Origin of the sequence: Cryobacterium lactosi, assembly GCF_004403945.1 — a bacterium.
In the GTDB taxonomy this organism is placed as follows: Bacteria; Actinomycetota; Actinomycetes; order Actinomycetales; family Microbacteriaceae; genus Cryobacterium; species Cryobacterium lactosi.
Map to the genome: position 1 here is coordinate 55,092 of NZ_SOHM01000025.1, position 12,826 is coordinate 67,917.

The 12,826-nt window shown below is 68.0% G+C and carries 12 protein-coding genes and 1 tRNA gene; 7 read left to right on the plus strand and 6 right to left on the minus strand.

The features are described 5' to 3' along the window. Window positions 1-198 precede the first annotated feature (198 nt). Genes E3T61_RS22580 through E3T61_RS10870 form a run of 3 tightly spaced genes read left to right on the plus strand, consistent with a single transcriptional unit; the run spans window position 199 to window position 4,328 of the window. On the plus strand, window positions 199-2,463 hold the full coding sequence (locus tag E3T61_RS22580; RefSeq protein WP_338145524.1) for an ABC transporter ATP-binding protein: 2,265 nt from the start codon (window positions 199-201) through the stop codon (window positions 2,461-2,463). Continuing rightward, on the plus strand, window positions 2,439-4,013 hold the full coding sequence (locus E3T61_RS10865; RefSeq protein WP_241992512.1) for a hypothetical protein: 1,575 nt from the start codon (window positions 2,439-2,441) through the stop codon (window positions 4,011-4,013). The genes E3T61_RS22580 and E3T61_RS10865 overlap by 25 nt, the downstream gene beginning before the upstream one ends. Window positions 4,014-4,031: 18 nt before the next feature. Beyond that, the gene (locus tag E3T61_RS10870) at window positions 4,032-4,328 is read left to right on the plus strand and encodes a DUF3039 domain-containing protein (protein WP_134640878.1); all 297 of its coding nucleotides are present in this window, start codon (window positions 4,032-4,034) and stop codon (window positions 4,326-4,328) included. Window positions 4,329-4,342: 14 nt separating this feature from the next. Here the strand turns inward: E3T61_RS10870 and E3T61_RS10875 are convergent, their stop codons facing one another. Together E3T61_RS10875 and E3T61_RS10880 are read right to left on the minus strand one after the other, a co-directional pair. Further along, the gene (locus tag E3T61_RS10875) at window positions 4,343-5,680 is read right to left on the minus strand and encodes a nicotinate phosphoribosyltransferase (RefSeq protein ID WP_134640879.1); all 1,338 of its coding nucleotides are present in this window, start codon (window positions 5,678-5,680) and stop codon (window positions 4,343-4,345) included. Window positions 5,681-5,731: 51 nt separating this feature from the next. After that, window positions 5,732-7,033, minus strand: a complete 1,302-nt coding sequence (locus E3T61_RS10880; protein WP_198418676.1) for a beta-ketoacyl-[acyl-carrier-protein] synthase family protein — start codon at window positions 7,031-7,033, stop codon at window positions 5,732-5,734. A gap of 109 nt (window positions 7,034-7,142) precedes the next feature. On the opposite strand from E3T61_RS10880, the gene murI reads away from it, so the two are divergent. From murI to E3T61_RS10900, 4 genes are all read left to right on the plus strand, one after another. Then, complete coding sequence (murI, locus tag E3T61_RS10885; RefSeq protein WP_134640880.1) at window positions 7,143-8,030, plus strand: glutamate racemase; 888 nt, start codon at window positions 7,143-7,145, stop codon at window positions 8,028-8,030. Further along, window positions 8,027-8,761: a ribonuclease PH gene (gene rph, locus E3T61_RS10890; RefSeq protein WP_130178077.1), complete on the plus strand. Its 735-nt coding sequence runs from the start codon at window positions 8,027-8,029 to the stop codon at window positions 8,759-8,761. The genes murI and rph overlap by 4 nt, the downstream gene beginning before the upstream one ends. A 1-nt stretch (window position 8,762) precedes the next feature. Then, the gene (gene rdgB, locus E3T61_RS10895) at window positions 8,763-9,353 is read left to right on the plus strand and encodes an RdgB/HAM1 family non-canonical purine NTP pyrophosphatase (protein WP_134640881.1); all 591 of its coding nucleotides are present in this window, start codon (window positions 8,763-8,765) and stop codon (window positions 9,351-9,353) included. Between the two features lie 111 nt (window positions 9,354-9,464). Next, window positions 9,465-10,385, plus strand: coding sequence for a cation diffusion facilitator family transporter (locus tag E3T61_RS10900; RefSeq protein ID WP_134640882.1), 921 nt, complete (start codon window positions 9,465-9,467; stop codon window positions 10,383-10,385). Between the two features lie 24 nt (window positions 10,386-10,409). On the opposite strand, the gene E3T61_RS10905 is transcribed toward E3T61_RS10900, so the two are convergent. The 4 genes from E3T61_RS10905 to E3T61_RS10920 form a co-directional block, all read right to left on the minus strand. Further along, window positions 10,410-11,135, minus strand: coding sequence for a DedA family protein (locus tag E3T61_RS10905; RefSeq protein ID WP_420898483.1), 726 nt, complete (start codon window positions 11,133-11,135; stop codon window positions 10,410-10,412). A 110-nt stretch (window positions 11,136-11,245) separates the two neighbouring features. Beyond that, window positions 11,246-11,923, minus strand: coding sequence for a DedA family protein (locus tag E3T61_RS10910; RefSeq protein ID WP_174777007.1), 678 nt, complete (start codon window positions 11,921-11,923; stop codon window positions 11,246-11,248). 3 nt (window positions 11,924-11,926) lie between these two features. Continuing rightward, window positions 11,927-12,589, minus strand: a complete 663-nt coding sequence (locus E3T61_RS10915) for a biliverdin-producing heme oxygenase (protein WP_134640884.1) — start codon at window positions 12,587-12,589, stop codon at window positions 11,927-11,929. Window positions 12,590-12,721: 132 nt separating this feature from the next. Beyond that, window positions 12,722-12,803: transfer RNA gene (locus E3T61_RS10920), tRNA-Leu, on the minus strand. Window positions 12,804-12,826: the final 23 nt, after the last annotated feature.

Here is a 12,826-nt window from a genome sequence, read left to right on the forward strand (position 1 = left end):
CGGATGGCGCCATCCTCAGCGAGGTCAGACGGTCCTTGGTAGGTTAGCGAGGTGACTCCAGTGCCTCCGAACTCCGAGCCTGACGAGCAGACTCCTGTCTTGCCCGTTCCCGATACGGAGCCGGAACGTGAGGGTAGTGCCATCGAACACGACACCCCTGCGGACCGCCCCCATGAGCCCGTTTCCCCGTCTACGGCCGTGCCGCCGACAGACGCGAAACCGCCCCGCAAGACCCCGGTGCGCCGCGCGCCCAGGACCACCGCGCCCAAGCCGATGACGCCCAGGGCCGGTGGGGCGTCGAGCGCGCCCGCCGATGCCGCCGGCACGACGGCCTCGGCCGACGCGGCTGCTCCCGACGTAACTGCTCCCGACGCTGCTACTCCCGACGCAGCGACCGCCGCCGACTCGGCCGCGCCGGTCAAGCCCGTGCGGAGCACCACCCGCGCACCGCGCACCCCCGCGTCCCCGCGAGCCGCGACGACCCCGCGCGCACCGGCCAAGAAGAAGCCCGTCACGAAGGCTCTCGCCGAAGACGTGGCTGCGCCCCCGACGACGCCCGTGGTACCGGATGCCGACGCCGATGTCGACCGCGCCGAACCCGTCGCGGATGCCCCGCGAGTTCCGGTGACCCGCGCCCCCGCTGCCCGAAAGACGCCCGTGAAGGCGCCTGCCAAGGCCATCAGGCTGCCGGCCACCACAACCGCCACGGCGGATACCGCTGCTGCCGTCGAGGCCGCCGCCGTCGTCGACCAGGACCTGCCCGCCGACCCCGCTCAGGCGACTGCCGACAAGCCCGCCACCGCAGCGGCGCGCTCGAGTAGCGCGCGCACGGCGGCCTCGAAGGCCGCCGCGGCGAAAGCGGCCGCCGCCAAATCGGAATCGGCGACCAAGGCCGGCGCCGCCCGCGCTGCCGCAACGAAGGCCGCCGCGACGAGGTCTGCCGCTGCCAGGACCGCCGCCACGGCCTCGGCCCGCGCCGCTACCGCTGCGGCCGCCGCTGCCGCCGCCGCCCGCTCTGCTGCCGTCGACGACACGACATCCGGTGCTGCTGCCGCGCCCGTCACCACCGGCTCCGAAACCGCTGAGCCCGTCGTGCACGAGCCCGTAGTCGCCGAGCCTTCAGTTGCCGAGCCCGTAGTCGACGAGGCCGAAGTTGACGAGGCCGTGGTTGACGAGCCCATGGTTGACGAGCCCGTCGTCATCGCGCACACGGTGGTACTGCCGATCACGCGGGCTTCCGGGCCGGCCGACGAGAACGTCGACCTGCCCGTGCCCGCCGCCGCCGACGAGACCGCCGTCCTCACAACATCCACAGCCGACTCGGACGACACCGTGGTGCTGGGCACTGCTGGGGCCGTGAGCAGTCCTGTCACCGAGCCGGTCCAGCCGTCGCGCCGGCCGTTTTGGAAACTGCCCCGGTTGACCCTGCGGCAGTCCGACACCGTGGCCCCGGCCGAGATGCCGGCCGAGCCCAGCGAGGTCGTCACCGGTGAGGAGTCTCCGGCTGCTGCCGCGCCTGGCGAGTCCCTGACCGGCAAGGCTGCCGTCACGGCTGCGGCACCCGTCGTCATGGCCGCAGACGCCGCCCGCCCGGCCACGGTCGTGCCAGGTCCCGCGACCACGGGCGGGCTGCGCATCCCCTCGGTCGTGCGCAAGCCGTCGGTGCCGCGCACCGGCGCATCCGCAGTGGTCGGGGGCGTCGCCCCCGTCGAAATCGCGGTCAGCGGATTGAACAAGCGTTTCGGCCAGAACATCGCCGTCGCCGACGTCAACCTCGAGGTGCGGGCCGGGTCGTTCTACGGCATCGTCGGACCCAACGGCGCGGGCAAGACCACGACGCTTTCGATGATCACCGGGTTATTGCGGCCGGACTCCGGTTCGATCCAGGTGCACGGTGTTGACGTGTGGGCAGATCCCATCGCCGCCAAGCGCACCATCGGGGTCCTCCCTGACCGGCTGCGCCTGTTCGACAGGCTCACCGGAGCGCAGCTGCTTTACTACTCCGGCGTTCTGCGTGGTCTCGAGAGCGAAACCGTGCGCGCCCGCTCCGCCGACCTGGCCGCGGCGTTCGGCCTCGAGGACGCCCTCAACCGCCTGGTCGCGGACTACTCGGCCGGCATGACCAAGAAGATCGCCCTGGCCTGCGCCATGATCCACTCGCCACGGGTGCTCGTGCTCGACGAACCGTTCGAATCGGTTGACCCGGTGTCGGCCGTGAACGTCACCGAGATCCTGCAGCGCTACGTCGCCGCAGGCGGAACCGTGATTCTCTCCAGCCACGGAATGGACCTCATCCAGCGGGTCTGCGACCACGTGGCGATCATCGTGCAGGGCTCCGTGCTGGCCGCGGGAACGATCGACGAGGTGCGCGGCAACGTGTCACTCGAAGAACGCTTCGTGGACCTGGCCGGCGGACGAAAGGTTGCGGAGGGCCTGGAGTGGTTGCACAATTTCTCGGACTGAAACTGAGGCTTCTCGCCAATCTGTTCCGGCGTAGCCCCTGGCAGGTCGTGGGAGTGGTGCTCGGCCTGCTGTACGGGCTGCTCGTCGCCGCGGCGCTGTTCGCCATGCTCATCGCCTTCCGGTTCGTCGACGATGTCGCCACCATCCGTGACGGCGTCACCGTGGTGGGGTCGCTTGTGGTGCTCGGGTTCATCCTCGTGCCGCTGGTCTTCGGCGTGGACGACAGCATGGACCCGCGCAAGTTCTCCACCATGGGCATCCCGAATAAGCAGCTGTCCTTGGGCCTGGCAGTCTCCGCACTGGTCGGGGTGCCGGCGACGACTCTCACGATCGTGCTGCTTGGCACCATCGTGACCTGGTCGCGGGGGGTGTTCGAGACGCTGCTCGCCATCGTGGCGGCGGCCCTGCTGCTGGCAACCTGCATGCTCGCCTCCCGCGTGAGCACGTCGATATCGGCCTTCCTGCTCTCCACCCGACGTTCCCGCGAGTTCACCGGCATCATCGGCATCCTGCTGATCGTCATGATCACCCCCGTGGTGGTGTTGCTGGTCAACGTGGACTGGAGCAAGTACGGGCTCGACCTCCTCGGCGGTTTCGCGGCCATCCTCGGGTGGACGCCGCTGGGTGCGGCGTGGGCCGTGCCTGGCGACGCCGCTGCAGGTGAATGGGGCATGTCCCTGCTCAGGCTCCTCATCGCCGCGGCGACTGTGTACCTACTCTGGCTCTCCTGGCAGGGTCTGGTGGCCCGGATGCTCGTGTCGCCTGGTCGTGAGGCGCAGGCCAGGGCTTACGTCGGCCTGGGCTGGTTCGACCGGATGCCGCACAACCCGGTCGGCGCCATCGCCGCCCGCAGCATCACCTACTGGGGTCGTGACCCGCGCTACTGGGTCTCGTTGATCATGATCCCGATCGTGCCGATCCTGGTTGTCCTGCCGCTCGTGTTCGCCGGGATGCCGTTCGAATACCTTGTGCTGGTTCCGGTGCCTCTCATGTGCGTCTTCCTCGGATGGACGCTGCACAACGATGTGGCTTACGACCACACCGCCATCTGGCTGCACGTGGTCTCCGGGCCACGCGGCGTCGCCGACCGGGTCGGCCGGCTGGTTCCCGCGTTGTTCGTGGGCATCCCGCTGATCGGCCTCGGTTCGGCGGTCAGCGTGAGCATCCACGGTGACTGGGCGGTGCTTCCCGGGCTGCTCGGCGTGAGTACCTGCATCCTGCTGGCCGGGCTCGGCTTCTCAAGCTTCACCTCGGCCAGGTTCCCCTACCCGGCGACCAAGCCGGGGGACAGCCCGTTCGCCCAGCCGCAGTCGTCGGACACGGCCGCCGCGGTCATCCAGTCGCTCACCTTCGTCGGGTCGATCATCGTGGCGCTGCCGGCCATCGTGTGCGCGGTGCTGGGAATTTTCGTGGATCCGATCTGGAACCTCCCGGCTCTGTACTGGGGCCTCGGCATCGGCTTCGTCATGCTGATCGGCGGGGTGTGGTTGGGTTCGCGTACCTTCGAACGTCGCGGACCCGAGATGCTCTCCTCCGCATTGCGCGCGTAGCTGCATACACTTGAAGTCATGACACACGACATTCGCGCGAGCATCGCAGAGCCCGGCCGTGGCCCGGAAATCGGTGGCGGAACCTCCACCCTCGACCGTGAGCTCGAGGAGCTGCTCAACCAGGAGCAGATCGAGCCCGGCGACCACGAACGCTTCTCGCACTACGTGCCCAAGGACAAGATCCTCGAATCCGCCATGACCGGTAAGCCGGTCAAGGCGCTGTGCGGCAAGAAGTGGCTGCCGGGACGCGACCCGGAGAAGTTCCCGGTCTGTCCGACCTGCAAGGCCATCTACGAAAAGATGAAGCAGGACTAGTCAGCGAGTCCGTCCTAGCGGAACACCGTCGGGATGACGGCGTCACCGCGGCCGAGCCGGAACGCGTCGATGGGTAGTTCGCGCATCGCCGCGGCGTTTTGCTCGCGGGCAAGCCTGGTGCCGCCGGCGCCCAGGTAGCGTTCGTCGACAACCCCGGCCTCCATCAGCGGCACGAGCAGAGACCGCTCCGCTGCACCGGTGGGGTCCGGCGCGGGGGTCGCGGCCGGTGGGGCTGCCGGGCCGCCGGAGTCAACCGTCACGACCTCCTCACGGGCCGTCCCGGTCGCGTCCAGTCGGCGCACAGCGCTCTTGCGCCCGCCGACCGAGGCTTTCGACGCTGAAGTCTTCGCCACCGACACCCACTCATCCTCGGCGTTCTTGTGAGCTACCAGTTTGTAGACCATCCCGGCGGCCGGAGCGCCTGAGCCGGTGACGAGGGAGGTGCCCACCCCGAACGCGTCCACCGGCGACGCCGACAAGGCCGCGATCGAGTATTCGTCGAGGTCGCTGGTGACGGTGATGCGGGTGTTCACGGCGCCGAGCGAGTCCAACTGGGCGCGTGCGGCGGCGGCCACCGTCGGCAGGTCACCGGAATCGATCCGGATCGAGCCCAGGCCCGTTCCCGCGACCGAGACGGCCAGTTCGATGCCGTGTTCGATGTTGTAGGTGTCCACGAGCAGCGTCGTCGAGGCGCCGAACGCATCCACCTGGGCTCTGAAGGCATCCTCTTCGGTGTCATGCAGCAGCGTGAACGAATGCGCGGCCGTGCCCATGGTGGGGATGCCCCAGCTGCGCCCGGCCTCGAGGTTGCTGGTGGAGGCGAACCCGGCGATGTACGCGGCGCGGGCCGCGGCCACGGCGGAGTACTCGCCCGTGCGGCGGGAACCCATTTCGGCCAACGGCCGTCCCAGGCTCACCGAGACCATGCGGGCGGCGGCGCTCGCGACGGCGCTGTCGTAGTTGAGCACGCTGAGGATGAGGGTCTCAAGCACGACGCACTCGGCGAAGGTGCCGTCGACCTGGATCAGCGGGGAGCCGGGGAAGTAGGCATCACCCTCCCGGTAGCCCCAGATGTTCCCGGAGAAGGAGTAGTCCGCGAGCCAATCGAGGGTGGGCGGACGCACCACGTTGTTGTCACGCAGCCAGTCCAGTTCGGCATCGCCGAACCTGAAATCGCGGATCAAGTCGAGCAGCCGGCCGGTGCCGGCGACGATGCCGTACCGCCGGCCGGCGGGCAGACGGCGGGCGAACGCCTCGAACATGCACTCGCGGTTCGCGGTGCCGCTCTGAATGGCGGCATCCACCATGGTGAGCTCGTAGCGGTCGGTTCGGAATGCTGAAGACTCGGTCACGCGAGAAGCCTAGCCGCCCCGGCGACACCCGGGCTGGGTGCCCGGTGCGGCCTACAGGGCGCCGAAGGCGACGATGCAGTTCTGGCCGCCGAAGCCGAACGCGTTCACCAGGGCGTGCTTGATGGGCTGGATGCGCGCGGTGAGCGGCGTGTAGTCCAGGGTGCAGTCCGGGTCGGGGTTGCGCAGGTTGATCGTGGGCGGCACGATGCCGTTCTTGATCGACAGGGCCCCCACCAGGGCCGACAGCGCGCCGGCGGCGCCGATCATGTGGCCGGTCATCGACTTGGGCGCGGTGATCGAGATCTTGTCGGCGAAGTGGCGCAGCGACTGGCGGATGGCGAGGGTCTCGGCCTTGTCGTTGGCCTGGGTGGAGGTGCCGTGGGCGACGATCATGTCGATATCGGCCGGATTGAGCTTGCTCTTGTCGAGCGCACGGTTGATGGCCTGGCTCGCGTACTGCCCGGTCGGGTCGGGAGCCACGATACTGAAGCCGTCGCTGGTGAGAGCCCCGCCGAGAACCTCGGCGTAGATCCGGGCGCCGCGGGCACGGGCGTGCGAGAGCAGCTCCATCACGAAGACCACGGCGCCCTCACCGAAGACCAGGCCGTTGCGGTTCGCGTCGAACGGGCGGCTGGCCTCCGTGGGCTCCTCGTTGTGCGTCGACGCGGCGTGCATGGCGTTGAGCCCGGCGAACATCACCGGGGTGATGGCCGCCTCGACGCCGCCGGCGATGACCACGTCGGCGTCGCCCATCACGAGCATGGTGCGGGCTTCGAGCAGGGCATAGGCGCCGCTTGCGCAGGCGAGGGCGCTGGCGTTCACCGGGCCGTGCACGCCCAGGTCGATGGCGATCTCGCAGGCGGCCATGTTCATCAGCGACTGAGGAACGAAGCGCGGGGAGATCCGGCGGGCGCTGCCGGCATTGACGTGTTCGGTGGCATCCTGGATCTCGGCGTAGCCGGACACGGCGCTGTTCACGATGACCGCGGTGTGGATGCCCTCCATGGACGTGCCGAAACCGGCATCGGCGACGGCCTCCCGTGCGGCGGCGATGGACATCTGCGAGGCTCGCGAGGCGCGCTTGACCTGCTTGATCGACATCCGCGTGGCCGGGTCGAAGCCCTTGACCTCTCCGGCGATCTGGGTGGGCAGGTCGGTGGCGTCGAACTGGGTGATGCGGGCGACGCCGCTGCGGCCGTTGGTCAGGCCGTCCCAGGTTTCGGTCCAGGAATTGCCGAGCGGCGTGAGGGCTCCCAGTCCGGTGATTACGACTCGATCATTCATGACGATCATCTCCTCAGACGGCGCGAGGGACGTCTCCGGTGCGGGCTCTGCCTGGTTGGCCTGGCCCATATGCCGAGTGTAGTTATGGGTATATTCCGGCCCACGTACGTTGGGCGGTTCTGAGCATATGACGGTGTCACGCGTGGCCGAATGCCGAACCCGGCTAGGCTTGATCGACGTGACGGATGCACCGATTGGGATTTTCGACTCCGGAGTCGGCGGACTGACCGTCGCCCGGGCCATCAAGGACCAACTGCCCAACGAATCGATCCTCTATATCGGCGATACGGCCCATTCGCCGTACGGACCGAAGAAAATCGCCGACGTGCGCGAGTACGCGCTGGAGGTTCTGGACGATTTGGTGTCCCAGGATGTGAAGTTGCTGGTAATCGCCTGCAATACCGCATCGGCCGCCGTGTTGCGGGATGCCAGGGAGCGCTACAGCGTGCCGGTGATCGAGGTGATCCAACCGGCAGTACGCCGTGCGGTGGGCACCACGCGCAACAAACGCGTCGGCGTGGTCGGCACCGCCGGCACGGTGAACTCGCGCGCCTACAACGATGCGTTCGCCGCGGCGACCGACATCCAACTGTTCTCCCAGGCCTGCCCCCGGTTCGTGGAGTTCGTCGAGTCCGGCGTCACCACGGGCGCCGAGGTGTTGCGGGTCGCCGAGGAGTACCTCGCCCCGCTCAAGGCGGCAGACGTGGACACCCTGGTGCTGGGCTGCACCCACTATCCCTTTCTGCGCGGCGTGATCTCCTACGTCATGGGCGATGCGGTGACGCTGGTCTCCAGCCATACCGAGACCGCCAATGACGTCTACCGGGTGCTCGTGGGGCAGGGCCTCGAACGGGTCGAGACCGCACCGCCCAGCTACCGTTACGAGGCCACCGGCGACAGCGCCGACGACTTCCTCCGCCTCGCCCACCGGCTGCTCGGCCCGGAGATCTCCCATGTCGACCTGGTCGCCACCGGCACCATCAGCCTCAGCGAGGTCGCCAGACTCGCCGCATCGACCGCCGCGCCCCGCTTTTCCAATCCCCGTCCTATCAAGGAGAACTCGTGACCGACATCCTGCGCGCCGATGGCCGCACCAACGACCAGCTGCGCCCTGTCACCATCGAACGCGGCTGGAGCGACCAGGCCGAGGGGTCCGCGCTGATCTCGTTCGGCCGCACCAAGGTGCTCGCCACAGCGTCATTCACCAACGGCGTGCCGCGCTGGATGGCCGGCAAGGGCAAGGGCTGGGTCACCGCCGAGTACTCCATGCTGCCGCGTTCGACGAACTCCCGGATGGACCGCGAATCCGTCAAGGGCCGTATCGGCGGTCGCACCCACGAGATCAGCCGGCTGATCGGTCGGAGCCTCCGCGCCGTCGTGGATATGAAGGCCCTCGGCGAGAACACCATCGTCATCGACTGTGACGTTCTGCAAGCGGATGGCGGCACCCGCACCGCCGCCATCACCGGCGCCTACGTGGCGCTGGCCGACGCCCTCGAGTGGGGTCGGGAGAAGAAGTTCATCGCCCAGAAGGCCCAGCCACTCACCGACAGTGTCGCCGCCGTCTCGGTGGGAATCATCGGTGGTGTGCCGATGCTCGACCTGGCCTATACCGAAGACGTGCGCGCGGAGACCGACATGAACGTCGTCGTGACCGGCCGCGGCAAGTTCATCGAGGTGCAAGGCACCGCCGAAGGCGCCCCGTTCGACCGCAGCGAGCTCGATTCCCTGCTCGACCTGGCCCTCGGCGGGGCGATCACGCTAACCGACCTGCAGAAGACCACGCTGGGCCGCTGAGATGCGCGTCGTTCTCGCCACCCACAACGCCCACAAGGTCGAGGAGCTGCGCCGCATCCTTGCGCCCATGCTGCCCGACCTTGAGGTGCTGGCCTACGACGGCCCGGAGCCGGTCGAGAACGGTGCGACCTTCACCGAGAACGCGCTGATCAAGGCGCGCGCCGCCGCCGCGCACACCGGCCTGCCGGCCATCGCGGACGACTCCGGAATCTGCGTCGACGTGCTCGGCGGAGCCCCCGGCATCTTCTCCGCCCGGTGGGGCGGACCGGCGCGGGACTCCGAGGAGAACCTGCGCCTGCTGCTCTGGCAGATCAGTGACATGACCGACGAGCACCGGGCCGGTCACTTCACTTGCGTGGCCGCGCTGGCGCTGCCGGACGGTGTGGAGCGGGCGGTCACGGGGGAGTGGCCCGGCCGGATCCTGCGGGAGCCCGCCGGTGCCGGCGGGTTCGGCTACGATCCCATCTTCCAGCCGGACGGCCACGCCGTGTCGGCCGCGGAGCTGCCTGCCGACGTGAAGAACGCCGTGAGCCACCGGGCCATCGCGTTCGCGGCACTTGGGCCAGTCCTGTCCGAGCTTTTGGGCCGTTGACCAGGACCTATTGTCCTGTCGGTCGGCGTGGCCGATGATGCTGAGAACGGCACTCATTCCCAACTAGCGGCTGGGCTGGCTTTCGCCCCGGCGGACTCGTAACTTTGAAGCATGGGTCACGATCACGCATCCGCTTCGACGAGCAATCGCTTGCGCCTGTCGATCGTCATCGGCCTGGTCGCGACCATTCTGGTCGTCGAAGTCATCGGGGCCTGGCTCACCGGTTCGCTGGCGCTGCTCGCCGACGCCGGCCACATGTTCTCCGACTTGGCCGGCCTCATCATCGCGCTCACGGCCACGGTCGTCGCCGCCCGCCCGGCCACCGACCGTCAGACGTTCGGGTACCAGCGGGCCGAGGTCTTCGGTGCGCTGCTGAACGGCCTGATCCTGCTGGTGGTGGCTGGCTTCGTGGTTGTCGGTGCCATCGGCCGTCTGACCGCCGGTGCGCCCGCCGAGGTTCTGGCCGCCCCGATGCTCGTGGTGGCCGTGGTCGGACTCCTGGCCAACATCGTCGGGATCCTGCTGCTGCGTCCGGCGGCCGCAGGGTCGATCAACATGCGCGGCGCGTACCTCGAGGTGCTCGGTGACGCGCTGGGTTCGGTGGCCGTGATCGTGGCCGCGGTCGTCATCCTCACGACGGGCTTCGCGCAGGCCGACTCCATCGCTTCGTTGGTGATCGCCGCGATGATTGTGCCGCGTGCGCTGGGCCTGCTCCGCGACGTCATTCGGGTGTTCAGCGAATCCGCCCCCGCGGATACCGATGTGCGAGCGATCCGGGAGCACCTCGAGGGCACCGCAGGGGTGGTGGCCGTGCACGATGTGCACGTCTGGGCGATCACATCGGGGTCGCACGTGTTCAGCGCTCACATCGTGGTCGAGCCTGAGTTGCTGGCGGCGGGGAAATCAGGCGAACTGCTGCGCGAGCTATCCGAGTGCCTGTCGCACCACTTCGATGTCGAGCACTCCACGTTCCAGCTCGAGCCGGCCGATCACGCGGCGGATGCCGAACACGAGCACCACTCGCACCGCTGAGCGTTGCAGGTGGGCCGGTCGGGCCTAGTGCTTGCCGTCGTGGTCGGTGTTGAAGGTCTCGGGGTCGAGCACGAGCTTGTCCGGGTCGACGGTCACGCCGGCGCGGGCCTGACGGCGGGCCTTCACGGTGGACTGGATGTAGTGGTAGATCGTGGGGAGCAAGGTGAGCACAACGGCGCCGAGCAGGATCAGGTCGATGTAGTCGCGCACGAAGTCGGCCAGCGGCGGGATGTAGCCGAGGAAGTAGCCGAAGAAGGTCAGGCCGGCGCCCCAGATCATGGCGCCGATGAAGTTGTACAGGCTGTACTTGCGGTAGTCCATGTGCCCGACGCCGGCGGCGACAGGGGCGAAGGTGCGCACGATGGGCACGAAGCGGGCGGCGATCACGGCGAAACCACCGAAGCGAACGAAGAAGGCGTTCGTGCGTTGCACGTTCTTCACACTGAACAGCCCGGATTCTTTGCGTTCGAACACCCGTGGCCCGAGCCGGTGGCCGATCAGGTAGCCCACCTCGCCGCCGACGAAGGCGGCACCGCCGATGGCCAGGGCAACCCACCAGATGTCGATCGTGATGATGTCGAAGAACACGAACAGCCCGGTGATCACCAGCAGAGTGTCGCCGGGAAGCAGGAAGCCGATCAGCAGACCGGTCTCGGCGAAGACGATTGCGCACACGCCCAGGAGCGCCCAGGGGCCGAACCCGTTGATGAGGATCTCCGGGTCGAGCCACGGGATGAGTGCGGTGTTAATCACGAAGAAAACTCCAGTCGTCGGCGGCTAGATCGGCCAGTCGGCGGTGATCGCTTGCGTCGCTACAGGTTACCGCGTTATTGAACCGGAAGGCCTGATGAAGGGGTGGGCTAACCCCCCAATGTGTTGTGAGATCCGGTGGTCGCGCCGGCGTCGTGGCGGGTCTGGGCGCGGTCGGCCAACCAGGTGCGCAGGCCGAACACGATCGAGGCGGTGATGAAGAAGCCGGCGATGATGTACGCGGCGCTCTTCACCCCGGGGATCGCCGCCGCGTAGTAGCCGGTGAGGGTGATGCCCACGCCCCAGGCCAGAGCGCCGACGAGGTTGCTGGAGAGAAACTTGTAGTAGTTCATCCGGCCGACCCCGGCCACGACGGGCACGAATACCCGTGCCCAGGGCATGAACCGGGCCACGACCACGGCCCACCAGCCGTATTTGAGGTAGAACGACTCGGTCTTGACGATGGCCAGGCGCGTGCGCCGGCCGCCGCGTCTGTCGAGGTAGCCGCGACCGTACCGCCGGCCGAGCAGAAAGCCGACCTGGTCGCCGAGGAACGCGGCGATTCCCACGCCGACGGCGAGCACCACGATGTTCAGGCTCGAGGTGGACGCGGCCACCAGGCCGGCCCCGAACAGGAGCGAGTCGCCCGTGATGAACGGGATGAATACCCCTAGGAACAGAGCGGTGCCGGCGAACACGAGCGTCCACACCAACAGGTAGAAAACGACGACGCCCGCGCTCGCGAGAAAGTCGCCGAGCTGGCCGTCCAGTGCCGCAGTTCGTATCATCGGCTAACGCGCCAGCCCGTCGAAGACCGCGCCGTTATAGGTGAACGCGGCGTCGACCTCGGCCACGAGGGCGTCGATCTCGACCTGCGCGAGCGAGAGGGCGTTGAGTCGATCACGGTAGGCGCGCTTGTACTGGACGATGTTGTTGATGGCGTCGAAGCGGTAGAAGCCCAGTTGCTCGGGCGCGGCGCCGTAGTGCCGGGCGACGAGTGCCGCGAAGGCCTGGCCACCGGACAGGTCGCCGAGGTAGCGGGTGTAGTGGTGGGCGAGGCAGCGGACGCGGTCGGCGCTGGTGAGCGACTGGAGGTGCGCGATGTACTCGGTGGTGGCGGGCAGCGGCGGATGTTCCCGGCGCCAATCCTGCACCCCGAGGGCGGCCAGGTCGCTTTCGATGGCGGGCAGACGATCCAGTGCCGGATCGAAAATCTCGATGCGGTCGACCTGCGAGACCCGGTCGACGAGTTGTTCGAGGGCTTCGTAGACCCAGGCGTACTGACCGAGGTAGCGGGTGTAGTCCGCGAGGGAGAGGTCGCCGCTCATCAGCTCGGTGATGAAGGAGCGGGTCGCGATGTCATGGTGCTGGGTGCCGGAGCTGGCGCGCAGGTATTCGGCCAGGCTCGGCTGCTGATCCAGGGGGTGCTGGGCGGAGCGTGCGGTCGCGGTCATGAGAACCGATCTGCTGAGGAATGGGTAAGGCAATCCTAACCTAAGCAAAATTCCGGTGGCCAGAATTGAAAAAAGTTCTCGGTTGCAGCGGAGCCGGACAGCATCTGTGTGCTGACAGCCGGCGCCCGTCGGTGCGGGAGAAGGGACTTGAACCCTCACGCCTTACGGCACAGGTACCTAAAACCTGCGTGTATACCAATTTCACCACTCCCGCGAGTGAGGCTCCAGTCTAGAGCG